General features: G+C 60.6%; 16 protein-coding genes and 1 riboswitch. Of the genes, 6 read left to right on the top strand and 10 right to left on the bottom strand.

The features are described from left to right. Nucleotides 1-2: 2 nt before the first annotated feature. The 6 genes from JIN84_RS13585 to JIN84_RS13560 all read right to left on the bottom strand — a co-directional run bounded on the left by JIN84_RS13585 (nt 3) and on the right by JIN84_RS13560 (nt 5,892). On the bottom strand, nt 3-800 hold the full coding sequence (locus tag JIN84_RS13585) for a prepilin-type N-terminal cleavage/methylation domain-containing protein (RefSeq protein WP_200351584.1): 798 nt from the start codon (nt 798-800) through the stop codon (nt 3-5). Next, a complete protein-coding gene (locus JIN84_RS13580) occupies nt 797-2,095 on the bottom strand; it encodes a hypothetical protein (protein ID WP_200351583.1) in 1,299 nt (432 codons plus the stop codon). The genes JIN84_RS13585 and JIN84_RS13580 overlap by 4 nt, the downstream gene beginning before the upstream one ends. Before the next feature lie 20 nt (nt 2,096-2,115). Continuing rightward, on the bottom strand, nt 2,116-3,093 hold the full coding sequence (locus JIN84_RS13575; protein WP_200351582.1) for a PEP-CTERM sorting domain-containing protein: 978 nt from the start codon (nt 3,091-3,093) through the stop codon (nt 2,116-2,118). 20 nt (nt 3,094-3,113) lie between these two features. After that, the gene (locus JIN84_RS13570; RefSeq protein ID WP_200351581.1) at nt 3,114-4,160 is read right to left on the bottom strand and encodes a PEP-CTERM sorting domain-containing protein; all 1,047 of its coding nucleotides are present in this window, start codon (nt 4,158-4,160) and stop codon (nt 3,114-3,116) included. A 150-nt stretch (nt 4,161-4,310) separates the two neighbouring features. Beyond that, nucleotides 4,311-4,501: riboswitch (cobalamin riboswitch) on the bottom strand. Between the two features lie 45 nt (nt 4,502-4,546). After that, nucleotides 4,547-5,263: a M90 metallopeptidase family protein gene (locus tag JIN84_RS13565; RefSeq protein ID WP_200351580.1), complete on the bottom strand. Its 717-nt coding sequence runs from the start codon at nt 5,261-5,263 to the stop codon at nt 4,547-4,549. Nucleotides 5,264-5,280: 17 nt separating this feature from the next. After that, nucleotides 5,281-5,892: a HupE/UreJ family protein gene (locus JIN84_RS13560; RefSeq protein ID WP_200351579.1), complete on the bottom strand. Its 612-nt coding sequence runs from the start codon at nt 5,890-5,892 to the stop codon at nt 5,281-5,283. A gap of 201 nt (nt 5,893-6,093) precedes the next feature. Between JIN84_RS13560 and JIN84_RS13555 the strand changes: the two genes are divergently transcribed. Further along, entirely contained in the window at nt 6,094-6,714 is a 621-nt protein-coding gene (locus JIN84_RS13555; RefSeq protein ID WP_200351578.1) for a HupE/UreJ family protein, read from the top strand. 164 nt (nt 6,715-6,878) lie between these two features. Here JIN84_RS13555 and sucB read toward each other — a convergent pair whose 3' ends face one another. Together sucB and JIN84_RS13545 are read right to left on the bottom strand one after the other, a co-directional pair. Further along, nucleotides 6,879-8,291 (bottom strand): dihydrolipoyllysine-residue succinyltransferase, encoded by a 1,413-nt coding sequence (gene sucB, locus JIN84_RS13550; RefSeq protein ID WP_200351577.1) that lies wholly within the window; start codon nt 8,289-8,291, stop codon nt 6,879-6,881. Nucleotides 8,292-8,329: 38 nt separating this feature from the next. Next, nucleotides 8,330-11,110 (bottom strand): 2-oxoglutarate dehydrogenase E1 component, encoded by a 2,781-nt coding sequence (locus JIN84_RS13545; RefSeq protein WP_200351576.1) that lies wholly within the window; start codon nt 11,108-11,110, stop codon nt 8,330-8,332. 137 nt (nt 11,111-11,247) lie between these two features. Between JIN84_RS13545 and JIN84_RS13540 the strand changes: the two genes are divergently transcribed. After that, on the top strand, nt 11,248-12,180 hold the full coding sequence (locus JIN84_RS13540) for an ABC transporter ATP-binding protein (protein ID WP_200351575.1): 933 nt from the start codon (nt 11,248-11,250) through the stop codon (nt 12,178-12,180). 21 nt (nt 12,181-12,201) lie between these two features. On the opposite strand, the gene JIN84_RS13535 is transcribed toward JIN84_RS13540, so the two are convergent. Then, nucleotides 12,202-16,299 carry a DUF11 domain-containing protein gene (locus JIN84_RS13535; protein WP_200351574.1) on the bottom strand — a complete coding sequence of 1,366 codons (4,098 nt, stop codon included), beginning with the start codon at nt 16,297-16,299 and terminating at the stop codon, nt 12,202-12,204. Between the two features lie 93 nt (nt 16,300-16,392). Continuing rightward, nucleotides 16,393-18,765, bottom strand: coding sequence for a beta-L-arabinofuranosidase domain-containing protein (locus JIN84_RS13530; RefSeq protein WP_234043461.1), 2,373 nt, complete (start codon nt 18,763-18,765; stop codon nt 16,393-16,395). A gap of 205 nt (nt 18,766-18,970) precedes the next feature. On the opposite strand from JIN84_RS13530, the gene JIN84_RS13525 reads away from it, so the two are divergent. The 4 genes from JIN84_RS13525 (at nt 18,971) to JIN84_RS13510 (ending at nt 26,130) form a co-directional block, all read left to right on the top strand. After that, complete coding sequence (locus JIN84_RS13525; protein WP_200351572.1) at nt 18,971-19,564, top strand: ECF-type sigma factor; 594 nt, start codon at nt 18,971-18,973, stop codon at nt 19,562-19,564. Continuing rightward, nucleotides 19,548-21,737 carry a serine/threonine protein kinase gene (locus tag JIN84_RS13520; protein WP_200351571.1) on the top strand — a complete coding sequence of 730 codons (2,190 nt, stop codon included), beginning with the start codon at nt 19,548-19,550 and terminating at the stop codon, nt 21,735-21,737. Before JIN84_RS13525 ends, JIN84_RS13520 begins: the two co-directional genes overlap by 17 nt. A 343-nt stretch (nt 21,738-22,080) precedes the next feature. Then, entirely contained in the window at nt 22,081-22,923 is an 843-nt protein-coding gene (locus JIN84_RS13515; protein ID WP_200351570.1) for a LamG domain-containing protein, read from the top strand. A gap of 117 nt (nt 22,924-23,040) precedes the next feature. Continuing rightward, nucleotides 23,041-26,130 (top strand): TIM-barrel domain-containing protein, encoded by a 3,090-nt coding sequence (locus tag JIN84_RS13510; protein WP_200351569.1) that lies wholly within the window; start codon nt 23,041-23,043, stop codon nt 26,128-26,130.

Genomic DNA, 26,130 nt, shown 5'->3' with positions numbered 1-26,130 from the left:
AGCTACGGACGTCTGGGATTCCAATACCCGTTGTTTTCCTCCGGGCCGAACCAACCGAGGTCGAATTCATGACTGTCGCCCTGGTGGGGGTTGAGCCCATGAGTCGGGTCCTTGTTGTTGGATTCCGCGGTCACGTGGCCGTCGCACCATGCGACGAGCGCTTTCCCATTCGCCCGGAAATTCACGGTGGGGCTGGGTTTGTCTCCCGAGGGGCCACCGCCGTAATCCCAGAACGGAGGTTCGCAATAGGGATATTCCTGAAGCCCGGACTCGCGGGCGTAGGCCGTGGTCGTGAACATCACCGTCCTGTCCGGACTGGAAACATTCGCGATCCGTTCCGATATCCTAAGCTTCGTGGAGCGGTCGAAATTCGAACCGGGGCGCCCGCCGATATAGACCGCGTTGTATCCATACCCTCCCGTCCCGGACTCGAAGCTCTGCTCGTCCCCCACGATATTCTTGAACAACGGGCAGATCCCGACCGCGCGGCTCTTGCCCAGATAGGGAGCGAGAAACCCCTCAGCCGGATCGAACTTGCCGCTGCCGGACTTCCTCGCCCCATGCCAGCGCCTCATGTTGTATTGGTCGTCCGCAGGACAAAAGACGCCGTTGTCGGCCTGATACCCGGCATTGGCAACGGCAAGGGATCTCAGATTCGCCATGCTCTGTGTGATCCGCGCGGTATCGACCAACGAACGGCCTCCCTTGTAAACGATGAGGCCGAGAACCACGACAACCGAGAGCGTCACCAGGATTTCCACCAGGGTGAAGCCTCCGGACTTTCTGCGGATGCTTTTCATGGCGTGGGTCGTGTGATGGAAAGCCGGTAAAACCTTTTTGCCGATTCAGACACCGGCCTTGTATCGCGGATGCGATCCTCCCGCATGACTCCCACACTCGCCAGATCCCCCACCCGCTGGTCCGAGATCAAGGGAGTGAATCCATTCTGAGGTAGAAACACCCCACCTGCCGTGCTCCGGGCGAGCGTCGTCCAGATCTTCAGATCGCTTGATACCTGGAGATCCCGCACGAGATCCATGCAACGTTCGTCACGAAGAGTGGTGAATTCGTAAAACGACTCCGCTCCAACCGTGATTGTTTGACAACGCCAGCCCGTGCCTTTCGGATTTTTTTCCCACGGCAGCAGCCCGAAGGCATATTCCATGAGATTAGGGATGCCATCGTTGTCGGGATCGGCGGTTGTCGTCCTCATGTTCGCCGGAAGCTCCGCAAGCAACGGCCACTGGCCGAAAGTCATGGGAGTGGAGATGGATCCCACCGCTTCCAGATCGAAGCCTCCGGAGCCGAAGGTCCGCCAGGAATCGAAGATCGACCGGTTCCCGCCATCCTTGTAAGCGCCGGAGCCCGGCACATCCACCAGCCGGATATGGGAGATCTCACTCAAACCCGTCTGCCCGATGTCAAAGGGCGTGCCCCAGCAATCGCCGTAGGCATTCACATGCTTGCCGGCCAGATTGTAAACATTGGTGGGATTGATGGTGCCGTACGCACCAACCGCCGAGGGAGTGAGCGATACGGGATTGAAGCGCACGAAATTCACCCCATCCGCGGAGACCTCGACATAGGCGAGCTCGGCATAAACTCCCCCCGATCCCGAGCCACCGGTATTGAAACCGGAAATGAATCCATTTTCAAAAATCACAAAATCAGCGCCGGAAAGATTCCGGATCGGCTTGGTGAATTTCAGCGTGATGCGGCCCGCCGGATTTCCCGTCGTGATCTGCGCGGCAGTCAGATCACCGAGGGAAACCACATCGAAGTTGTCGCCCGTCACGGGTCCGAGCGCATACTCCGGTTCATTGAATCCCGCATCGGTGTCCGATCTTTCGTAGGAAGAGCAGTTGGACGCCCATGCGAAAAACAACGGATTCACCCGATTGTTCGGATTCTGGAATTGTCCCGTCCCATCATCGATCCGCGCCTTCCCCACCCCGTGCGGTCCCACGAAACCCGGGACCGGAGCGTCGTAGGAATTCGCACGATCATCCAGCCCGGCGGAATAAGGCCCGGCTTGAACGGTGGGAATGGTCAGCATGGCGGCGAAACACACCACGGGATGGGTCCGGAGATTCATCAGGAATGGCGGGTAGAGGCTTATCTCCGGCGGCGGATGAAGAAACCGCCCCATGCGAACATGCCGAGCAGCAACGTCGATGGTTCGGGAATGATGGCCATGACGCTGTTCCCGCTCGACAGGTAAAGCTGTCCGTCGTGCGCGCGCAGTTCGCCCAACCTGTCGAGGGAGGTGAGGATCGTTTCATAATTCCCGCTGCCATCGGCCGAAAATTTCACCAATGCCGAGGGATCGGTGAAATTCGTGAGGGTGACGAGCAGATTTCCCTCCGCATCCGTGAGCATGGAGGTCGCGCCGCCGGCCGTCGCGAACGCCGTGCTGTAGTCGATCCACAGGTGTCCGCTGGCGGACAGGGAGGGCGAGCCGTTTCCTGAAATCGCCGCCGTCACTTCCGCCGCATCCCAGCGGTAGATGGCCAGGTCGCCGTAGCCCGGAGCGTAGTACAGATTCCCGGCCGCATCGAAGGTGAGCGGTCCGGACGCGCCCGCAACCCCGCCCAGATCGATGGTTCCTCCTGTGAGACCGTCGACATAATAAGTCAGCCGCGTCCCGGAGAAATCCCCGCCCGTGGAATAAAGGTGACCGTCGTATGATCCCAGGGAGTAATTCGTCAACGCAGCGGTGGTCGTCGTTCCCGCGCCGATGGAGTAGCGATAAATGTTCTGCGTGTTCGAGAACGTGCTGTCGTTGAAATAGACGGACGAACCGATCGCAACCACGCTTCCACCCGCGAAGTTGCCGCTGGCGTTCTGGATGGTGGTGGTGGATGTGCCGTCGTGGCGATAGACCCCGCTGGATAAGAACGAGGAATCCGCGGTCGCATAATAGAGCGCCCCATCCGATCCCCAGTCATAACTGATGATCCCGTCGCCGTTGCCATGGACATGGTAGGATGTCGCCGAATATCCCGGACTGAAACTCAGCGCGGCGGCGGCGGATGACGCGATCACCAGGGAGATCGCAAGCGAGATGATGCCCGTGTTTGATGGATGTTTCATGGTTGTGGTTGATTCGGGCATCATGCCTTGCGATCGCGGCGCGCACGGAGCATCAGCGGAAGGATCGCGGAGCACAGCAGCAGAGCCGTGGAAGGTTCCGGCACCGCGTGAAGAACACCCACCGCCTGCGGAAGCCCGCCGACGATCGAAATGTCGAACCCGCCCGAATCGTAGGTTGTCCAGTTGTCGAGTATCCGGTTCCCCAGGGAATCCAGCGCTCCGGCGGTTCCGGAGGATTCCGGATTCCCCACCACATCGACAAGCCTCACGTATTTGATGTTCGCCAGGTTCACCGTTCCTCCGAGCACAAGGCTGTGGGTGGCGAGTTCCTCAAGATCGAAGGGTGTCGCGAGGTTTGACGCATGCTTGCCCGCGAGATTGTAAACGTTCGTCATGTCATACATCTGGAAAGTCCCGGCGGTGGACACCCGCGTGGTGTTCAGCGAGATCGACGGGAACCGCGCGAAGTCGGTGCCGTTGCTCGACACCTCGACAAAGGCGAGCTCCGCGAAAAATCCCGGTGCGGGCCCTGAGGCGAATCCATTCTCCCGGACCGCGAGGTCCGCCCCCGCTCCGTTATAGATTCCCGTTTCATAGTAAAATGTCACCGATCCGGGCGCATCGATGCCGATGAATCCATAGGTGTCGGTGGTATCATTCACATCACCACCGTAAGGATGGAAATTTGCGGCGCCGCTGCCCGCATGGAAGGCGTTCGGTTCCGTGCCCGCCGTCGGCGGTGTGGTCGTGCTGTAGAGATCACCCAGTGAAAACGCACCGCCGGACGCGGGATTCCTGAAGTTCGGTCCCAGTCCGGGAGCGGGCGAGTAGTCGGCGATGGTGGTGGCCCATTTCGTGATTCCGGACACCGCGATCGGCGTGTCGATGCCGCTGCCGCCATTGTAGCTGGTATAGGAACCGGCCATCGCCGGGCCGGTCGAAAGGAGCATCACGATTCCGAACGAGGATTTCCTTATCTTATGGAAAATCCCGGAAAAGGGATTGTTATAGGATTCTGTCAGATCAGGCCGGATGCCGGACACGGTGGTGCCAGACACCGCGGGCATATAAAATGCGCGGTGGAACATTGTTGGTTTCTCTTATGTGTGTTGTCGATGTGCACAAAGAGAGGGCAGCGTGGGATCACGCGTCCTTCTCCCGTCGATCCTCTTTCGCGGAGGACCACTGATTTGCTTCCCCGGCAGGCCGGTTGGCGGGTGACGAGCTACGAAAGCGCAAGTATTCGGACTCCCAGCCTGGCCTTGTCCCCGCCTTCACCGTCCATCGGAACGATTGGCTTTGTGGGGACTCGTATCTGGATACCGCTGCGCGACAGTTCCGGGTTCTCACCGGATTCCATGACGCTTTCGTGATTGGTCGGCGGGAACGTCTCTTCTTGCCGGACCAACCGCAAGCAGAATTCTGGATAGATATGGAAAGCTTCCCGTGGATTTCACCGTGGATCGTTGGCAGGCAACGCTCCCCATATCTCCGCCATCAGTGAAAAAATTCCGGGCTCGGCTTCTTTCAGGTCACCGGCGACGAAGGGATGGAAGTCATTCGAGCCGAAATAGCTCTCCGTCATCTCGGCGAAAAACTCTTTTTGGTTGGTGAGGCCGTAGTGCTCACGCCTTTGCCCGGTGGTGGTCATGACGGACTTGTATCTGCCACTGTCACGGAATTTCTCCCAGGCGGCGGTGATCCGTGGATCATCAAAGCCCAGCACCTGATCGTGATACGCATGCGCCAGTTCGTGCAACACGGCCCATGGCATCCGGTGGTTTTCAAAGGGAGAGAGAAACCTGTCCGCCCGGGGGATATGCACGCATTTCACAAGCGCAGCAGGGTAGCCGTTCTCCTTCAGCCATCCCGCGCCAGGGTGATACTGCATCGCTGCGAGCGAACCACAATCGAGATCGAGCTCGATGGTCACCGCCCGCAGCTTCGCCAGGGCGGGCTCCGGCACAACCGTGGCGATGGCGACGAGCCTGGCATCAAGCAGCTTCAAAGCGCGTTCGCCTACCGTCATTGATTCTCCTTTCAACAGGCGCTCATCCACCCGCACGCTCCATCCTTCGATGATCCGTGTCTCGTGGGCCGTCAGGAGATCCGGTTTTTCACCGGCAAACCACAGCAGGCCCGTCGCCAGAAAAATCAGGGTAAACCGCATGCGGACCTTTTTCACGTTCACAGCCACCCGACCAGAAACCCGAAACCGACCAGAGCAACCGCCACTCCGCCCGACCGCACCGCGATCCGCCCCCATGGCCACTTCACCAGCAGGCCGAAGGCGATCCCGGCCAAATGGAGGAGACCGGTGGAAATCACGAAACCAACGGCGAAGGTCATCGCATCCGCCGCCTCGGGCAGTTCCGTGCCGTGGGCATACCCGTGAAAAATCGCAAAGATCCCGACGAGCACCGCCGACACCCACAGCGGAGGCCTGGCCGCGAGCGCGACCATGGCTCCGAGAACGACACCGGAGAGCGCGATGCCCGTTTCCACACCCGGCAGTGGCAGGGCCAGCACCCCCATCGCCCCGCCCATTGCCATCACCACAGGAAAAATCACCGGCAGCATCCACATCGCCCGGCCGCCGAGGAAGGCTCCCCACAGTCCCACCGCGACCATGGCGACGATGTGATCCAGTCCTGTCAGGGGGTGTTGGAAACCACTGAAAAATCCGCCCGCCGCTCCCGTCGCCGTATGGGCGCCGGCGGTCGAAGGCAGGACAAGCAGTATCAATGCGAACGCCAGCAAGGTTGCGGCCCGAGGCTTGGTCTTATGGAGAATGGTCATCTTTGAGAAGATACGTGGCGGCTCATCGCATCCATGTCAACGAAACGGTGCTCCCCGGAACTTCGTTCCCCTGGCGGTCCATCCGGTCCGCTGGAGAAAGCGCGGCTCCGCATTTCCACCAGAAGCGACATTGAAGATGAATCCACGACGGCCCACATCGCGCTTGACCCCGGCCGGACATGGCGGGCAAATCCCTGCGGAATGACAACCTACCCGCGGCGTTCTCATCGTTCGGTTTCCTGTGGAATCGCGGCCGCGCTGGCAGCCCTCTCCACCCCCATGGCGAGCGCCCACATGGCGGTGGAGGGAGCGGGGGAAATCGGCAACGGCGCGCTGCACCCCGTGATGACACCGGCGCATGTACTCCTCTTGCTGGGACTGGGGCTGCTGCTTGGCCAGCAGACGCCGCTCGATCTCGGCAAACGCCTGCGGGTGTTCGCTCCGGCTTCCGCCGCCGCGCTGTTGTTCACGTTCACCGGGACGATCAGGGAAATCAACCAACCCGTCCTCATCGCCCTCTCCCTGTGCGTCGCGATACTTGTCGCCCTGGAAAAAAGGCTGCCGCGCTTCGTCCCGGAATTTCTCTGTACCTTGACCGCCATCGGGATAGGAATCGATTCGGCAGTGGAGACCGGCGACACAGGAACCATCCTCAAAACCCTGATCGGCACCTGGCTGGCAATGAACGCGATCGTTTTTTACATCGCGATCTGTGCGTCGAACGGCGCGGACAAGCAATGGGCCAAGGTCGGCGTCCGCATCCTCGGCTCATGGATCATCGCCATTTCCCTGATGGTGCTCGCGTTCTCACTGCGGAAGTGATGGCAACGTCACCCATTGCGACGACAGGCTCACCAAAGGCACGAAAGCACACTTAGAGGGTTTTCTCCAACGGGGATGACCTACCCAAGCCGTCATTTTGGCATTTGCCCCTGCCAGGCCGGAAGAAAGGACAGGCATTCCCGCCTGTCCCTACATTCTCCGGCTCACATCTCCAGCAACAACCGTGTCGGGCTTTCCAGACACTCCTTGATGCGGATGAGGAAGGTGACGGCCTCCTTGCCATCCACGAGGCGGTGGTCGTAGCTGAGGGCGAGATACATCATCGGGCGGATGACGACCTGGCCGTTCAGAGCGACGGGGCGCTGCTGGATGGTGTGCATGCCGAGGATGCCGCTTTGCGGAGGGTTGAGGATCGGCGTGCTGAGAAGCGAGCCGTAGGTCCCGCCATTGGAAATGGTGAAGACGCCGCCGGTGAGATCCTCGATGGTGATCTTGCCGTCCTTGGCTTTTTTCGCGTAGTCGAGGATGTCCTTTTCGATCTGGGCGAAGGATTTCTTGTCCGCATCCCGCAGGACCGGGACAATGAGCCCCTTGTCGGTGCCGATGGCGACGCCGATGTCGTAAAAGTGGTTTTCAACGATGTCCGTGCCATCAATGCGGCCGTTGACGGACGGGATGTCCTTGAGGGCCTGGGCCACGGCTTTCACGAAGAAGGACATGAAGCCGAGCTTCACTCCGTGCTTCTTCATGAAATCGTCCTGCACCGCCTTGCGGAGGTCCATGACGGCGGTCATGTCCACCTCGTTGAAGGTGGTGAGGATCGCGGCGGTCTGCTGGGCGTTGACGAGATGCGTGGCGATCTTGCGGCGCAGCATCGACATCTTCTTGCGCGTGGTCCGGCCGTCGCTGACAGCTTCGGTCGAGACCCGCTCTGCCGGAGCGGCAGGAGCGGAGAAATCCGGTTTGGCAGGGGCGGATACCGGTGCCGGTGTGGCGACGGGCGTGGGTGCCGGGGCGGCGACAGGAGCCGGAGCGGCGGGTGCGGAGGCCGGCGCGGCGGCGGGTGTGCCGGCGGCGGCGCTGGAATCGATGGTCGCGATGACGGCACCGATGGAGACCTCCTCCCCTTCCGGGGTGATGATCTTCAGGCGTCCGGAAGCCGGTGCCTCAAGCTCGTTGGAAACCTTGTCCGTTTCCAGGGTGACGAGGATTTCGCCTTGGGCGACCTGATCTCCGTCCTTTTTCCGCCATTGGGCGACGTTTGCGGAGGTGATGGATTCACCTGCGGCAGGCACTTTCAGCTCGACGATGCCACCCGCGCTCACAACGGGTGCGGCGGCAGGTGCCGGAGCCGGGGTTGCGGCGGCGGCTGCTGCGGCCACCTCACCCGAGATGCGGGCGATGACGGTGCCGATGGACACCTCTTCGCCTTCACCAACGAGGATTTCCAACACGCCGTCGCTGGCGGCTTCGAGTTCGTTCGACACCTTGTCGGTTTCCAAGGTGACGAGGATCTCGCCCTTTTTCACGGGATCGCCGTTTTTTTTGTGCCAGCGGGCGACATTGGCGGAGGTGATCGATTCTCCAGCGGCGGGAACTTTGACGTCGAGTGACATGGATGAGGCGTGGTGAGAGTTGGGAAAAATGGATGGTTTCAGACTTCGAATGCCTGGACGAGCAGCGCTTTTTGTTCGCGGTAGTGCATCGCCTTGGAACCGGCGGCGGGACTGGAAGCTGTGCCCCGGCCCGCATAACGGATCTTCCGACCGACGACCTCTTCGAGGCGGGGTGCGATGTAGGACCACGCGCCCATGTTGTGAGGTTCTTCCTGGCACCAGACAAATGCCGAAGCGTTCGAATACTGGCTGATGAGAACTCCAACCATTTCATCGTGAAGCGGATAGAGCTGTTCGACACGGACAATGGCGACATCTTCGATGCCGTTTTCCTGACGCTTGGCGACGAGATCGTAGTAAACCTTTCCGCTGCAGAAGATCACCCGGTTCACGTTGCCCGGGTTTTCGAACACCTTCGTATCCGGAAGGATTTCCTGGAAACAAGTGCCTTCGAGGAAATCCGACTCCTGCGAAATGGCCTCCGGACGGCTGAGAAGACTCTTCGGAGTCATCAGGATGAGGGGCTTGCGGAATTCCCGGTGCTTCTGACGGCGCAATGCGTGGAAATACTGCGCGGGCGTGGTGAAGTTTCCGACGATCATGTTCTTCTCCGCACAGAGCTGCAGGAACCTCTCGAGCCGGGCGCTGGAATGCTCCGGACCCATGCCTTCGTAGCCGTGGGGAAGCAGCATCACGAGATCGCTCGGTGTCTGCCACTTGGACTCGGCGGAGGAGATGAATTGGTCGATGATGACCTGCGCGCCGTTCGCGAAATCACCGAACTGCGCTTCCCAAAGGGTCAGCATGGCCGGGTAGGAAAGCGAATAGCCGTAGTCGAACCCGAGCACCGCGAATTCGGAAAGGAACGAGTTGTGCACGCAGAACTTCGCCTGCGACGGGTCGAGGTTTTCCAAGGGGATGTAACGCTCGCGCGTCTCATAGTCATAAAAGACCGCGTGACGGTGTGAGAAAGTGCCCCGGCGGCAATCCTGGCCGGAAAGCCGGACGGGAGTGCCCTCGAGCAGAAGGGAACCGAATGCCAGCGACTCCGCGAAGGCCCAGTCATAAGGGCCGCCGTTGGTGAGAGCTTCCGCACGGCGCGGGATGAAACGCTTTTCCAAGGTCGGGTTCAGGTCGAAACCGTCCGGAATGGTTGTCAGCACGGCGCCGATCTTCTGGAGCGCCTCGCGGTTGATGCCGGTGGCGATGGGAGCATGGGAATACGGCACCTGGTCGACACCGGTCGAACCGCTGAACGCGGTGCGGTCGCCCGCTTCCTGAAGCTGGAGCATCTTCTGATAGCCTGCCTCGAAGCGTCCCCAGATGGCGGTCTCCAGTTCCTCGACATCCGCTTGGGAGATGACGCCTTCGGCGACGAGCTGCTGCTTGTAGATTTTACCGAACGTCGGACGCTCGGCGATTTTCTTGGCGATGATCGGCTGCGTGAACGCCGCCTGGTCGGCCTCGTTGTGGCCCTGCCGGCGGTAGCAATACATGTCCAACACGATGTCCCGGCCGAATTTCTGGCGGAAATCCAGGGCGAAAAGCGCGGCCCAGTAGAGCTCCATCGGCTCCTCGCCATTCACGTGGAGGATCGGAGCCTCGATCATCTTGGCCACGTCCGTCGCATATTCGGACGAACGCGCGTCGGCGGGAGCGGTGGTGAAACCGATCTGGTTGTTGATGATGAGATGGATGGTCCCGCCGGTGCGGTAGCCCTTGAGCTGGGAAAGGTTCAACACTTCCGCGACCGAGCCCTGGCCCGCGAAAGCGGCATCACCGTGGAGAAGGATCGGCAGCACCTGGCCTCGGTCGATTTCGCCGCCGTGGAGATCGTTCAGCACCCGCTGGCGGGCGCGGGCCTTGCCCTCCACGATGGAATTCACCGCTTCCAAATGGCTTGGGTTCGCCGCCAGGCTGACACGGACCTTGCCATCCGGCACTTCGCGGATGCTCTCGTAGCCGAGGTGGTATTTCACATCGCCATCCCCTGCGACCGTGTCCGGTTCGTAGGTCGGGGTGAATTCGTAAAGCAGGGTGGTGAGGGATTTCCTGACGAAATTCGCCAGCACATTCAGGCGGCCGCGGTGGGACATCCCCATTTCGATCTCCTTCACTCCGCGCGAGGGACATCCTTCGAGCAGGGCGTTGAGCAGGATCATCGCGCCTTCGCCACCTTCGTTCGAGAAACGCTTCTCACCGAGGAACCGCTTACCAAGGAAATTTTCAAACGCCTCAGCCTCAAGCACCCAACACAATGAGTTGAGCTTTTTCGCCGGGCTGGACTCGTCACGCATCGCATGAAGTTCGATCCGCTCGCGCACCCAGTGGCGGACGGTCGTGTTGTGGATGTGCATGAACTCGAAACCGATTTTTCCCGAATAGGTCGCCTCCAGGGCAGCCACCATGTCGCGGAGCTTCATCCGGTCACCGTGGCGGAAGAACGAACTCGCCACCTCGCGGTCCATGTCCGCTTCCGTGAGGGAAAACTGGTCGGGGCGCAGGCGCGGATTCCGCTCCGGAGCATCCAGCGGGTTGATCGCCGCCTGGGTGTGGCCGAGCGTCCGGTAATTGTAAACCAGGCTCGTCACCCGTCCGTGGAACGCCACGTCATTGTCGGCCACCGATGGGGCGACCGCCACCGCAGGAGTGCCGGAAGCCGCGGCCTCCTCCTTCTTCTTCACCTGGGCCGAACCCAGCTCGAATCCTTCGAAAAATGCAGCCCATGTCGCATCGACCGACCGCGGGTCCTCGCACCATTGAGAATATTTTTCTTCCAACAATTCTGCGTTCTGTCGCGGCGAAACCGAAGAGTTCATGTGAAATGGGTGAAATGATGTGGCGAACCTGCGAATTTCCCGCTTGGCCCGCCACGCACGGACATTCATTAAGGGGCGCGCAACGCCCCGTCAACCGTGCAAGCGCGAATTTCACCGCAATTACCGGAGTACAAATCATGATCGAAGTGAATGAACTTACCAAGCGCTACGCCCGCCACGAAGCGGTGCGCGGCATCAGCTTTTCCGTGGCCCGTGGCGAGGTCGTGGGATTCCTCGGTCCGAACGGCGCGGGAAAGACGACCACCCTGCGCATGCTCACCGGCTACCTGCCACCCACCTCCGGAACCGCGACCATCGCCGGGTATGACATTTACCGCCAATCCATCGAAGCGCGCCGGAAGATCGGCTACATGCCGGAAAACGTCCCGCTCTACGAAGACATGCGCGTCCGGGAATACCTGAAGTTCCGCGCCCAGCTCAAGGGTCTGAACGGCGGCGACACCCGCCGACGGGTCGGAGAGGTTATCGACACCTGCGGCCTGGAAGGGGTGAAGCGGAAAATGATCAAGACCCTCTCGAAAGGCTACCGCCAGCGCGTCGGCCTCGCGGACTCGCTCGTCCACGATCCCGAACTTCTCATCCTCGACGAGCCCACCAACGGCCTCGACCCCAACCAGATCCGCCAGATCCGGGAACTCATCCGCCGTCTGGCCCAGACCCACACGGTCCTCGTCTCCACCCACATCCTTTCCGAGGTGGAGATGATCTGCAACCGGGTCATCATCATCGATGGCGGGAAAATCAAGGCTGCGGACACCCCGACCAATCTCGTCGGAGAAATGCGCGCCGCCGGCCGCATCCAGGTGGAGATCCAGGCCGACCCCGAAGTCGTGGCCGGAGCCATCAACCGCCTCCCTCACGTAAAGAAAGTCACCCCTGACACACTCGACAACGGCTGGACGCGCTACACAGTCTGGTGCGATTCGGGCACCGACTCGCGCGAACGCATCGCCAACCTCGCCTCCCAATACGGCTGGCCGCTGCGCTCGCTTTTCCGCCACGTCGCGACGCTGGAGGATGTCTTCGTGGAGCTGACGCGGAGGGATTGAAACACCGCTCCGCCCCCGTCATCACCGCCAACGCAGACGAACGAATCCACTTCCCGAATCCGGAGCCTCAAACGTGGTTTCGATGTTCTCCACATTCACCCCGTTGATCCATTCGAGTGAGAGCGGCACCTCGGAGACCGCGTCCACCGGTTTCCAATTTTTCAGATCCGGGCTGATTTCATAGCCATAATCAGACATGGTCATGCCAACCCGGCGCGGGAAGCGCAGACGGATCACGGACTTCCCGCCCTCGGTGGCGGTGGTCAGCTTGACCGGATTGGGATCGAACCCGGATGACGAGGACCCGAACAGTTGTTCGAAGGCATGGGGAATGCCATCGCCATCGGCGTCGGTGGCATTGCCGGTTGCTTCCGGCATCATCGGAGCGTCCGAACGCGATACGACAACGGCGGGAGCCGCCAATGCCCAGCGTGCGAGAAAAACCCCGTCATCGTTCAGAATGGAAAAACCATCACTCCCCCAACGCATGAAGGACCGCTCGTTCAGCTCCCACTCATGTTTCACAAGGCTCAGCTCTCCCAACCGGGAACGGGTGACGGTATCAAAAGCCGTTATCTTGGTCGCATCCAGGAAGTAGGCCCTGTTGCGGGGATTTTCCAAAATGGACAGTCCGTAACTCCAAGGCAGAAGATTCACCACCTGGGCGAGCGAGCCGACCTCGAACAAGTTCATGTTCCACATCCACAATTCGCCGCTGCCGGATGAACTGAAATCTCCTCCATGGGGCTTCTCACGGGTTTTGTTCACCCAGACGCCCTCGGGCGTGACCGACAGCCGATACAGCATGCCCCCGACACCGGTGAAAACAGCGGGATTCGCCGTCCTGTTGATGAAAGTGATCAAATTGGTATCGGTGAAAGAAAATCTTTCGACCTTCACTTTTCGCGCGGTCGACCCATCGATCGCCGCGACATAACCTCCACCCTTTATGGTGACGATGATGCTGGTTCCGTCGCCCTCGAGAGCTTCGATATCGGACGCCTGCGGAACCGCACTGTACGGGTCTTTGGGAAGAACGATCCTGACTGTTTCCGGCGGACTTGCTTGAAGATCAATGCGACTGATTTCTCCAACATCGCGCAGTCCCACGAAGAGGTAGCGGCCGTTATCCGACAATGCCATCGCGCCGGGGGCGGGGTCCGCGTTGAGGGGGATCGGTTTTGAGATCCTCCCCGTGTAAGGATCCATCGAGACGACAGACCTGGAAACAGGCGGTTTGATTTTCCTCACGGGATCGTAATAATATTCATACGCCCCGTCGGAGGGGGAATATACGGGATAGAGCTCGGTGGATGCGGCATTTGAGATCCATATCAACTTGCGGGCCGGATCATAAACCTGGCCGCAACCGACGAGCCCCACCTTGTTACGGGCGTTCGGCCCGTCCCAGTGCCCGTAGTTGATCAGCGCGTGGCTGCCGCTGTTCGAAAAATCCGGGTCGACCGCACTGGAACGGGCCAGAGCCGTGCAGGCGATGCTCGCCACACTGGCGGAGGTTACCGTCAGATTGAGAGTCGCGGACATCCCCGCTGCCAATTCATCCACCGTCAGGTTCGCCCCATCTCCCACGATCTCATGCAGGCCGTGGTCGGCAGACGCCCGCTTGATTTCCACCTTGTCGGAAAAACCCACGGAAAGATACGCGTTCCTTGCCGGGTTCGGTCCGCGGTTGGTCACAGTGACCTTGCAGTCCACCCATTGACCCACAGCCGGAGGAGTTGAAGGAACTTCGATACTGGTCACCAAATCCGTCGCGGCCTGGCTCGGCAAAAGCCTGGGACTGTTCACCAGCATCAGGGTATCGGAATTACAGAACGCCAGTCCGCTTTCTCCCCAACGGATGAAATCCACCGGATCATCAGGAATGGCGGGCAGATCGAGCGCATCGATGGGATTTTGTGTCACCGGATCATAGGCGGCGAGCTTCGTCACGGCACCCGATAAAGTCCCGGCCTGATAACGTTCGAGGTAGAATACCCGATGGCTCGCGGCATCCGGGCATACGGATCCACCGTAGGAGTATTTCCCCAGAGGTTTCAATTTCTCCCAATCATAGACATCCCCTTCGGGGAACAATACCATATCTCCGTAGATCCGCGTGCGTGGTGTCCACCACATCCGTATGATCCGGGCCTCGGGCTCTTCAGAAATTCCGCCGGCAGTGACCTTCAGCATGCGCCGCGTGATGCTGGGCGAGCTGTTGTGCCATCGATTGGCAAAGTCTAAAAACACGGTGGGATCCGATGTGGGGTAAAGGAAATTGCCACCATCCCGCACGGGCGTCACCGCCTGCCTCGGAACACCATTTTCGTAAACCGCCACCGAGTTATTGACCGTGTTCCTGTCGAGAGGCGAACGGGTCGCGACGACAAGATCCGGCTGCCCCGGCACGGTGGCGATGTCCGCCGCATAGAGGGCTCCCCCGGCACCACTGCCTGCGGAAAAGACAGCGGCCACGGTCATGGTGGCTGGATCGATCTTCGCGATGGTCCCGTTCCCCTTCAAGGAGACATACAAATATTCTCCGCCGCTGGTCAGCGCCAACTTGCCGGGGTCCTGCCCCGTCGCGACACCGCCGGTGATTTGCATGGTGTTCGGATCAATCGCCACCACCTGATGAACCGCCCCTGTGGGCACGCTTGCGTAAATCCGCTCCCGGAGCGGATCCCATATCAAATCCACAGCTTTGAGGCCGAGGGTCCTGACGCTGTCGAAATGGCCGCTCCCGCCATTCCGCCCCGCCGAATCTCTTGCGGTCAGGGCTGTGGCAAGGGACGAGGAGGCCGGAATCGTCACCTTTCCGGACCAATATCCTGAACTCAAATGGACAAGCGAGGGGCTTGTAGGCTGGCTGCCACCGCCGGAAATGATCAAAGCCAGATTCACGGGTCCGGAAAAACCGGTGACGATGTTGCCTTCCACGTCCACGGCGGAGACCTTGATCTTCCGCGGCTGTCCCGGAGCCACAACGCCATCCAACACCGAAACGCGGTAGCCAGCCACATCATCATCCGTCACCACCAAGCCACGATCCTTCGCGGACACATTGCCGGCCCGGGCCGAAATGACGGCCTCGCGGGTTCCATCGAGCCGCGTGTTCTGCAGCGCCGAAACCTGGAATGTCGCCTCCCTCAATCCCGCCCAGATCGTAACACTGGCGGGAAACGACAGCCCCGATCCATTGACAGCCGAGAGAAGGACTTTCAGATCGTTCTTCAGTGTTCCGGGAATGGTGACTTTCCCGGCTACTTTCCCACCTTCGGAAACCTTCTCCGGCATCTCGAACGACAGCAGAAGGCGGTCATTGTCAGACAAGGTGGTCCTCGCCTTCGCCAGGGTACTCTTCCCCGCCTTCGCTGAAATCGTGATCAGGGAATCTCCCTCGATGAGGTCGTTCTGGAGTGCCGAAATGGGAAAGTCCACCGATGTTTTCCCCGCTGGGATGACAATCTGCTCCGGGATGGCCAGCTGATTCTCCGGCGACTGGACGAGAGTGACAAATCCATCCTTGTCGAGCGCGCGGCTCAAGGTGAGGGTCGCCGTTTTCGATAGCATATCCCCTTCTTGAAAGGAAGAAGGAACCGCCAGCTTCACGACGGGAGGTTTTTCATTATCAAATGACGGACAGACATTGAGAATCTCGAATTTATATTCGGGAATAGCGAGCTTGATCCCCACCAATTGGTTCAATGTCGTGGCCTTGTCATCCTTAACGCTGAACTTGAAGCTCACCGACTTCTTTCCCGCCTTCATCCGGACCTTCGAGGGAAAGACCAGCCTCCCCTTCGGGTAGCCGGCGACGGTGAACGTGAGCGAAGTTTTCTCGGGATAGGAGAATTGCAGGGTCGCCACTTTCGAATCACCACCTTCCGTCACCGAGGATGGCATGATGAGGTATACCTTCTGCACCTTTTCGGCCGGTTCCACCATCTCGTCCTGTATCTTCCCCATGGGTGGGGCGGGAAACGGTTGGAGAGCGCCGGAGGAATCATCCAATGAAGCCTGCCACCGGTCGGCAATTCCCGACAGAGACTCCGCCTTCATCCGCATGCAGAGACAACCACCTGTTAGTATAACAAAGAACAAAAATCGTCTCATGGCAAAATCTATCCGGAGATTGTCCATGACAGATCACCGCATGGTCAAGCCATTCGAGCCACCCGCCATGGAAGGGCCTTGCCCACGTCTCCCTCACTCCTTACCCAACCGCAGCAGCCCACCCGAAAACCCATCCTGCAATTTCACCTCAATGCGCAGGCCGGTCGTCGTGACAGGCTCGAAGCGGACCGTGTTTTCGCGATCCTTTTCCACGCCGTACCCGGACACATCCAGCGGCACCCACTTTCCATTCTCGCGCCGCAGCACCCGCCATGAGGCCGGCACGCGGCATTTTCCCGAGTCCGTATCGTCAAACCAGTAGGCGGAAACAGACGAGACTTTTTCCGGCTTGGCGAAACTCCACTCGATCCACTCGCTGGTGCCGGTGTGGTCCCAGAACGTGAAGCGCGGCCTCCTCTCACCTCTTGAGGATTCCGGCAAGGCCGCGCCGACAATCTCCTCAATGGGTCCGCCATGCCCCTGATGGGAAACGGTGATACCCGGCTCAAGCACCGCGTCCCCGCGCAGGAGAGGAAACGCGGTGATCCGCAGCGTCTGTGCTCCGAAGGGAACGAGGGTCACCTGCTCCAACGGCCCGGTGCTTGAAGCGGGGCTTTCCGGCACCTCGTCCGCCATGCGGTCGTTCCTGACCAAGCCCCACGCTGGCAACCGTTTCGCGGGAACGGTGAGCTGGACCGGGGTGGTCTCGGGCAGCCATGGATTCTGCGGCATCTTGCCACGGGTGAGTTTCACCACCTCGCCGGGGTTCTTGCGATCCATGTCCAGCGCGTAGTTCCATGGCGTCTTCGGGGTCATTTCCACCTCGTCGAATCCCTTGCCGATCTTCGTGAAGGTCTTCACCTCCTCACCGATGCGCAGGCTGAAAAGCAGGGGACCGCGCCAGAGGGTGGCGGAGCCTTTGAAGGCGGTCTTCGCTTCCAATGCCGCCGGGAACTCCGCCACCACCTGATCGCCGGGGTTCCATGTGCGGAGAATGGTGAGGAATTCTCCCGATTTCACTCCGCTGACAAACTCTCCATTCACCGCCACGCGGGGATTTTCGCTCCAGCCCGGGATGCGGAGCTTGAGAGGAAATTCCACGGGCTGCGCGGGCAGGATTTTCAGGCGGACGGCATCGCTGAAGGGATAATCGGTTTCCTCGATGATTTTCACCGCCGTCCCGCCAAGCTTTGTCGTCACCTCCGTAGGACCGTAGGCGACGGCGGCGATGCCGCCATCCTTCGTGGCCATCCAGGCGTGCTGCACATACTTCGGCCAGCCCATGTGGAGATTGTAACAACAGCAGTGGAATCCCGAATGCGGGCTGACCAACAGGTCGTCTCCGTGATCATCGGCGAAGGGCAGTTGCTTGGGGTCGTTTTTCCGGGCGACCGGCACATTCGGCAGGGTGTAATACTGGAACTGCCTGAACTCCTTGGTCGTGCCGCCGGGAAGAAGGTTGAACGCGATGCGCTCCAATTGGTCGCCGATGACAGGGTCCCCCAACGATTCCATGGCCACCTCGCTGCTCAGCATCTGTTCCACGATGGAACACATCTCCACGCCCTGGGTGGTCGAACGGCCCGCCAACGGCTCCGTGCCGCTCCACATGCCGATGCCGAGGCCATGCTTTTCCGTCAGGACATTCCATCCTTCCGTGAACACCGCGCGATCGGCGGGCGCGCCGGTGCGCAGGTAGTTCACGACGGGGAATTTCATCGCCTGGGAAACATTCACGCCATGGGTGATGCGGAAGTCACCGGCCGCCCCATTCAAGGACTTGAAAAACGGGTTCCATTGGTTCGCTTGGGACCGGAGTTCGTCCACCACCTCCAGCAGGAATGCCTCACCGGTCCGGTTGTAGAGCCAGTAAAGCGTGTCGATCTGGTCCGCCGCCCGCGCCTTCGCCCATTCCTGGAGAGGTTGCTTCGGCAGGCGGGCATGCATGAACCGGGCATATTTCATCAACGCCGGGATGACCCGTTCGTCCCGGGTCGCCTCGTAATAATCGCGCAGCGTCCAGGTGATCACCATGCGCGGCCACCAGTCGTCGCTCGATTTCGGACCGATCTGGCCGTCCTCCCTCTGCGTCTCAAGCAGTGAATCGATCCACACCTGCGCCTGCTTTTTCAATTTGGCATCACCCCCGACGTAGGCGAGGCTGACGAGTCCTCGCAGGTAGTAGGGTCCTTTTTCCCAACCCTCGCCATCGCCGCCGCGCCAGCCGTTCTCCGGTCCCAGTTCGGGGATGACTTCCTCGGCGTGTCCCGTAAGACCGTCCGCCTGCATGCGCAGTTGGTTTTCCAGCCACCCGCGTGGCTTGATGGAACCCAGGTCCAGCGCGATGAATGGGGCGGATTGCAAGGGAGCGCGGTTCTGAACCACCGCGCCGTCCTGTGCCCGGGCGGAGTGGCTGATCAAAAGACAAAAAGAAAGGCAGTGGGCGATGCGGCGGGTTTTCATCATGCGTCCACCCCAGCATGGGCGAAATCCCACCGTTGGGAATAGCCGGGAAGCACATGTGGCTATTCCCGACGGGCGGACCTTTCCTCCTTGACGTTTTCATTCGCCGCGATGACAGGATTATCATAATCCTCGCGTATGCAACCGCCCCGGACTTCCCCATCGACAAGCCCCGTTTTACCGTCATAGGTAGTTACTTGCCAGCCCCTTGAGCGCACTTACGAAAATTTTGCAGTCAGCAAGCGGAAACGGCGGCCTCGTTTCCTCCGAACTCCTGCCGTTGGTCTATGACGAACTCCGCAGCCTCGCGAGGATGCGGATGTCCAAAGCCGCCCCCGGCCAGACCCTGCAGGCGACCGCGCTGGTGCATGAGGCATGGCTCAAGATCTCCGGCGACGAGGAGCGCTCATGGAGCGACCGCGCGCACTTTTTCCGGGCGGCCGCCCAGGCGATGCGCCACATCCTGGTGGACCGGGCGCGGGCGAAGGCCAGCGTGAAACGCGGGGAAAACGCGGAGCTTCTCGACATCCACGTGCACGGGCTGGAGGTGGAGGACACCACGATGGACGAGCGCGTGCTGCTGGTGGACGAAATGATGAACCGGTTGGAAACGGAGGACCCCGAGAGCGTGCGGGTGATTTCCCTGAAATTTTTCGGCGGCCTCACCAACAAGGAGATCGCCGCCATGGACGGAGTCGCCGAACGCACGGTGGAACGTCACTGGGCCTACGCGAAGGCGCGGCTCTACCAGCTGATCCGGGAGGAAACGGGAAATGATGCGGGAGATGACTCCGTCCATTGACAAGCTGCTCTTCACCGCGGCATCACATTTCGTGGAGGCTGCCGAGCGGCGGACGTTTCTGGAGTTCGCCTGCAAGGGGGATGTGAAGCGGTTGCGGCAGATCGAGGAACTGCTGGCCATTTCCCAGGATGCGGAAGAGTTTTTCGACCTTCAGGGCGAAGAGACGGCTCCGGTGGTGACTGAGACGGAAGAAGTCAACGAGGGCAGTCTGGGAGCGCGCATCGGTCCTTACCGGCTGATCGACCGTCTCGGCTCGGGCGGCTGCGGTGTGGTGTATCTCGCGGAACAACAGGTGCCGGTGAAGCGGCGGGTGGCGCTGAAAATCATCCGCCTCGGCATGAACACGGAAAACGTCATTTCACGCTTCAATCTGGAGCGGGAGGCGCTGGCCCTGATGGATCATCCGAACATCGCGCGGGTGCTGGACGCCGGGGCGACCGCTTCCGGGCTGCCGTATTTCGTGATGGAACTGGTGGATGGGGAGCGGATCACCGAATTCTGCGACCAGAAACGTCTCGGACTGAGGGCCCGGCTCGAATTGTTCATCCTCGTCTGCGAGGCCATCCAGCACGCTCACCAGAAAGGCGTGATCCACCGTGACATCAAGCCCTCCAATGTGCTCGTGAGGACGGATGATGGCCGGGCGGTGCCGAAAGTCATCGACTTCGGGATCGCCAAGGCCACGGCGGGACATCTCGATGTCGAGGCGACGGTGACGAACTTCGGCCAATTCATCGGTACTCCCGCCTACATGAGCCCCGAGCAGGCGGCGGGCGGCACCGACATTGATACCCGCAGTGACATCTACAGTCTCGGAGCCTTGCTCTGCGAACTTCTGTCGGGAAGTCCGCCGATCCGGTTCGAGCATTTCAACGAGCGCAGCGAGGAGGAGATCCGCAGCATGTTGCGTGACGGGGACACGGGCATGCCATCGGCGAAACTGCGGGAAATTTCCAAGGACGAGGTTGAAAAAATCGCCGGAGACCGTGGCGTTGATCCGCAGCGGCTGCCGGCGTTGCTGGCGGGCGACCTTGACTGGATCGTGATGAAGGCGCTGGAGAAGGAACGCCCCCGGCGCTATGAGACGGCGAACGGGCTGGCCCTGGATGTGCAGCGTTATCTGAACGAGGAGCCCGTGCTCGCCCGCCCGCCGAGCCGCCGCTATCTGCTGACGAAGATGATCCGGAGGAACCGGATCAAGTTCGTGGCGGCAAGCATCGCGTTGTTCGGCCTGCTCGGTGGTTTCGGCGTTTCGACGTGGCTGTTTTTCCGCGAACGCGACGCCCGCGAGGAGCAGGCGCGGCTGCGGGTCGTCGCGGAACACGCGAGGGCGAACGAGGTGCACCTGCGCGAGATGGCCGAGGCGGCCGACCTGATGAACCAGGCGGCGGTGTTTCTCAAATACCGTGACATCGAGCAGGCGGACAACCTCGTGAGAGGGATCACGCCGGAGCGGGTGCCGCGCTCTCTGGAATCCGCCGCCACACTCAAGGCCGTCGCAAACTGGAATCTGGAGCAGAAACGATGGAAAGAGGCCGCGCAACGCTTCAACCTCCTCGGCCACGTGCTCACCAGCGTGGACATGTCCGATTCGGACCAGATTTCCTTCTCGCTCCTGCCGGCGCTCACCGCCGTCAGCGAATGGGGCGAACCGGGACAGTATGACCAGCTCCGCCTGCTGACCATCAAACGGTTCGAAAAATCCGCAAATCCCGTCGTCACGGAACAGATCATCAAAGGAGCATTGCTGGAACCGGCGGATCCCAAAATCCTCGAACAGGTCCAACCGCTGGCCAAGGTGGTGTCAACTTCTCTCGCCGGACCGAAAAGGGAAAGCGACGCCCACAACATCGCGTGGCGGCAATTCTCGCTCGCCCTGCTGGCCTACCGCGAAGGCCGCCTGACCGAGGCCGGTGATTGGGCGAGGCGCAGTCTTGCCACCAACAACCAGAGCGACACCCGCGCGGTGTCCAACCGGATCATCCTCGCGATGGTGGATGCGGAGAGCGGCCGCATCACGGAGGCCCGTTCCGCATTGGAGGACGCCAGAAAGCAGGTGGACCAATGGGCGGAGAGTCCTTTCCAAGTGACGAATGCCGACCGGACCCTCTGGTACAACTGGGGAGCGACGCGCATTCTCTTGAAGCAGGCGGAGAAAATGTCGGGCAACTGACACACCCGGACTCCTTGTGAAAAAAATTTCACCGGCCTGTCGGACTTCGGCTGGAGATTCCGTTACTTTAATTGAGAGGCAGGTGCAATCGTCCCTCACCATTTCGACACTTTCCCCGCGCGAGTGGCTGTCATCCTTCTGATATTGGGTTTTCGGAAGGACCGCAGCCGCAAGACGGGGACGCGGCTGGAGCGCGGATCCCGCTCCAGCCGCTCCTGTCGGATGATCATCCGGTTGTTTGGAATATTTCCGGAAATCCCGTGTCGGCTTATAGCCGGGAATTCCGTCATTCATCTTTGAGGGCGGACTCCGCCCTTACCCCCGGAAAAATCCAAAAACACCCATGAAATCACCCATCCCACCCCTCATCGCGGGCTTTTTCTGCCTTGCGATGACCAGCCACGCGGCACTCATCGCGCACTACAAGTTCGACGAGACCTCCGGAACCTCCGCAGTGGACGAACTCGGAGTCACCAACGGAGTCATCGGCTCCGGTGTCACCATCAACCAGACCGGCAAGTCCGGCGGAGCTTATCTTTTCCCGGACAACATCGCCGATAGCGGCATCGTGGACATGGGCAACGCCGCCTTTTTCTCGAGCATCAGCAATCAGGTCACCTATTCGGTCTGGATGAATTCCACCGATTCCGATGCGAACCGCAACACGATCATCTTCTCCGGAAGTGATACGGTCGCGAACAGCTACATGGACCTCGGGATGTCCGGAGAAACCGCCAACGATGGTCCCGCCACCGCGCGGAACCGTCCCTCCGGTGCGAACTCCGCGGTAACACCGGCCAAATCCGCCCAGCAGACGGGCATCCTGGGGGGAACCACAAGGATTGACGACGGCCTCTGGCACCACCTCGCCATGACGGTCAACCTGACAACGGGCATCCTCACCCTCTATGTGGACGGAGTCTCCGCCGCCACCCAGGACTTCAACGCCGGTGTCGTCGCATTCCCCATCTTCAACAACTTCGAAATCGGACGTCTCGGACGCCAGGGAAGCAAGGCGGACGCCTACGGCGGCCTTGTCGATGACGTGCAGGTTTACAACACCGCGCTCTCGGCACCGGAAATCAGCTATCTGTTCAACAATCCCGGTCAGGCCGTTCCCGAACCCGCCGCCTTCGCCCTTGCGGGCCTGGGCCTGCTGGTCCTGGTCCAGCGCAAGCGCGGATGAAAGACCTCCGCTCTTTCCCACGATTTCTCACAGACCTTTGATAACGCTGACCGCCGGGTGATGTCTATCGCCCGGCGGTTGTTTTCCGTCTCCACTTTCCGTCGTTCCTTTTCCTCCATGAAATTCCTTCCATTCGTCCTCGCCCTCGCCAGTTCGGCATTCGCCGCCCCACCGGTCACCAACGGGCTGAAACTCCGGTTCGACGGCGCGGACATCGACACCAAGGGAAACAGCAGCCTGCTCGACGGACAGACGGTCGCGGCGTGGAAGGATCTATCAGGCGGCGGATCCCACGCGGACAAGCTCAAGGGCACGCCCACTTACATCCAGCCCGGTCCCGGTTTCGGCGGTCTGCCGGTCGTCGCTTTCCAACCGGCGGATTTCAATGGCCCCGACCATTTGAGCAAAACCGCCACCCCCGTCACGAGGTATCCCTTGACCGTGTTCGCCGTCGTAAGGTCGAACACCGCGAAAAACTCGGTCATCTTCTCGCTCGTCGATTCGACAAGCGAAGAGAAAATGTTCGGCATCCGGTTCGTCTCCGAGGGAAAGGGAGGGCCCGGACGCCTCGGCCTTTTCCGGCGGAACACCAAGTGGGTCGAGTCCACCTCCACCGCCGCATTCAACAACAACCAGCTCCACGTCCTCACCGCCCGCTTCTTCAGCGCGGATCTGGCGCGGCTTTATGTGGATGGCACGGAAGTCGCCTCCTCCACCACCTCCGTCCCTTTGCCGAAATTCGACCGCTTCGACATCGGGAACAACGGCCGGGGGGATGATACCACCGATCCCTACGAGGGCCAGATCGCGGAAATCCTCGTCTACAACCAGGACATCACCAACGCGGACCGCACCAGGACCGAGGAATACCTCTCGAAAAAATGGATCACCGGTCCATCCGGAAAGCTGGCCGCCGTGGAGGCCGGACCGCAGCCCGAACGCGTCATCTCCCTCTCCACCGGGGCACAGGGTCGCACCGGAATACCGGACTACTCTTCCCACAAGGCGGAAGGAAACCTCATCGGCTTCGATCTGGCGGGTGGTGCGAAGCTCCGCCTCACTCTCAACACCGACCGGATGGCCCGCGTCCAGTATGCGCCGGACGGTGTCTTCCGCGCGGACAACCTGCCGGATTACTCTATGGTTCAGAAATTCGACTGGTCGCCCGTTTCCCATACCATCAAGGACCATGGAGAATACATCGGCATCCACACCGACGCCATGACGATCCGGGTGCGGAAAAGCCCCTTCCGCCTCCAGATGTATGATGCGGCGGACGAAAAACTCATCGTCAAGGATGCCGACCAACAGGGAATGTATTCCCAGCAAACCAGGCGTGGCGTGATCCGCACCGAGGGCGGCACGAACAACGCGCGCTTCGGATTCGGCAGTGGCGACCACGGCCACTCGCGTCCGCTGAACAAAAGCGCGGGCTACGACCAATACACCGTCACCCACGGCCGCACCTGTGTGCCGTTCTTCATGAGCACGGCGGGTTACGGCGTGTTTCTCAACACCGTCGAAAAGGCGACCACCTTCGACAACACCGGCAGCTTCCAGACCGACAACTTCCTCGACTACTGGTTCATGGCGGGAGATTTCAAAAAGGTGCTCGGCCTTTACTCCGAGCTCACGGGGCGCATGAATCTGTTCCCGAAGTGGGGCTACGGTTTCATGCTGTCCAAGTATGGAAACGACAATGCCACGCAGGCGGAATTCTCCGAGTGGATCAACCGTCTCCGCAAGGAGGACTACCCCACCGATTCCTATGTCTTCGACTTCGGCTGGCGCGGTGGAAAATTCGGCGCGCACCGGTGGGACAACACCCGCTTCCCGAATCTTGGCAAAATGTTCGAGGAATCCAAGCGGCTGGGTTTCCACATCGGGCTACACAACAACAAGGGCACTCCTGAAGCGGGCGACGGGAAGTTCACCGATCCCGCCGTCGCCGAGAAATGGTGGCAGGCGCATTGGCCGGATGTCATCAAGCCCGGCCGCGGCGACTGGTTCTGGCCGGATGAGTTCGACGTCTCCGGAGACAATCTCATGGCGAACCGTGCCGCGAAGGTCGTGCACGAACGCTGGTTGAAGGAAACCACCGCGCAGCGCCCGATGTTCTTCACCCGTGGCGGCTTCGCGGGCCATCATTTCTCCGCCACCTGGTCCGGGGACATCCCGAACAACATCGGCGAAATGAGCGAGCAGATCACCGGCAGCCTGGCCCTGGGTCTTTCCGGCTACCCCTGGTGCTCGAACGACCTGGGAGGCTTCTTCCAGAAACCCACCGACGAACTCTACATCCGCTGGGTCACCCAGTTCGGCGCGTTCAGCGGGATCATGCGCGCCCACGGCCACGACGGCCGCGAACCATGGCTGTATGGAAAACAGGTGCAGGAAAACCTCCGCCGCTCCCTGAAGACCCGCTACCGCCTGTTCCCCTACATCTACACCACCGCGTGGCAGGGCACCTCGCAAGGTATCCCGATGATGCGGGCGATGGCCCTGGAGCACTCGGAAAACCCGGAGTCATGGACCAAGGACAGGCAATACTACTTCGGCGACTGGTTGCTCGTCGCTCCCGCCCTCGCCACCACCGCCACGGAGGTATCCGTCTGGCTGCCGGAAGGAACATGGTATGACTTCTTCAACCCCACCGTCACCCACGCGGGAGGACAAACGATCACCGTGAAGGCCACTCTGGACCAGATCCCCGTCTTCGTGAAGGAAGGCGCCATCATCCCCACGGGTCCGGAAATCTCCCATTCGGATGAAAAACCGCTGGATCCCCTCACCCTTGAACTCTACCCCGGCTCCAAGCCCACCCAATACAGTCTCTATGAGGACGATGGAATCACCCGGGACTACATGCTCAAGGATGCCTACAGCCTTACCGGCTTCACCAGCGACTGGCCTCGGGAGAACTCGCTCGTCTTCACCAAGGCTGCCGTGAAGACCGGAAATCCCGCCGCCTACAAGCCCAGGCTGCCCCGTGCCACCGTCCTTCACGCGAACCACTGGACCCGGAAGCCGGAAACGGTCCTGCTCGGCGACGCAGCCGTTCCTGAAGCCCCTTCCGAAGCGGCCCTGGCGACCCTGGACAGCGGCTGGTTCTGGTCCTCGGGAAAACAGCAGCTCGTGATCCGCTTCATCGACGACGGTCGCGAGCGGAAGATCTCCGCCAGCGCCCCGTCCGGCGGCGGCAAATGA

The sequence above is a fragment of the Luteolibacter yonseiensis genome, assembly GCF_016595465.1.
Lineage (GTDB): Bacteria > Verrucomicrobiota > Verrucomicrobiia > Verrucomicrobiales > Akkermansiaceae > Luteolibacter > Luteolibacter yonseiensis.
The sequence above is the reverse complement of the archived record's forward strand: the minus strand, read 5'-3'. Positions and strand labels throughout refer to the sequence as shown.

Excerpts from the sequence above, each read along its gene's own strand:
- JIN84_RS13585 (WP_200351584.1), bottom strand. The coding sequence starts at position 800 with ATGAAAAGCATCCGCAGAAAGTCCGGAGGCTTCACCCTGGTGGAAATC.
- JIN84_RS13580 (WP_200351583.1), bottom strand. The coding sequence starts at position 2,095 with ATGAATCTCCGGACCCATCCCGTGGTGTGTTTCGCCGCCATGCTGACC.
- JIN84_RS13575 (WP_200351582.1), bottom strand. The coding sequence starts at position 3,093 with ATGAAACATCCATCAAACACGGGCATCATCTCGCTTGCGATCTCCCTG.
- JIN84_RS13570 (WP_200351581.1), bottom strand. The coding sequence starts at position 4,160 with ATGCCCGCGGTGTCTGGCACCACCGTGTCCGGCATCCGGCCTGATCTG.
- JIN84_RS13565 (WP_200351580.1), bottom strand. The coding sequence starts at position 5,263 with ATGCGGTTTACCCTGATTTTTCTGGCGACGGGCCTGCTGTGGTTTGCC.
- JIN84_RS13560 (WP_200351579.1), bottom strand. The coding sequence starts at position 5,892 with ATGACCATTCTCCATAAGACCAAGCCTCGGGCCGCAACCTTGCTGGCG.
- JIN84_RS13555 (WP_200351578.1), top strand. The coding sequence starts at position 6,094 with ATGACAACCTACCCGCGGCGTTCTCATCGTTCGGTTTCCTGTGGAATC.
- sucB (WP_200351577.1), bottom strand. The coding sequence starts at position 8,291 with ATGTCACTCGACGTCAAAGTTCCCGCCGCTGGAGAATCGATCACCTCC.
- JIN84_RS13545 (WP_200351576.1), bottom strand. The coding sequence starts at position 11,110 with ATGAACTCTTCGGTTTCGCCGCGACAGAACGCAGAATTGTTGGAAGAA.
- JIN84_RS13540 (WP_200351575.1), top strand. The coding sequence starts at position 11,248 with ATGATCGAAGTGAATGAACTTACCAAGCGCTACGCCCGCCACGAAGCG.
- JIN84_RS13535 (WP_200351574.1), bottom strand. The coding sequence starts at position 16,299 with ATGAGACGATTTTTGTTCTTTGTTATACTAACAGGTGGTTGTCTCTGC.
- JIN84_RS13530 (WP_234043461.1), bottom strand. The coding sequence starts at position 18,765 with ATGATGAAAACCCGCCGCATCGCCCACTGCCTTTCTTTTTGTCTTTTG.
- JIN84_RS13520 (WP_200351571.1), top strand. The coding sequence starts at position 19,548 with ATGACTCCGTCCATTGACAAGCTGCTCTTCACCGCGGCATCACATTTC.
- JIN84_RS13515 (WP_200351570.1), top strand. The coding sequence starts at position 22,081 with ATGAAATCACCCATCCCACCCCTCATCGCGGGCTTTTTCTGCCTTGCG.
- JIN84_RS13510 (WP_200351569.1), top strand. The coding sequence starts at position 23,041 with ATGAAATTCCTTCCATTCGTCCTCGCCCTCGCCAGTTCGGCATTCGCC.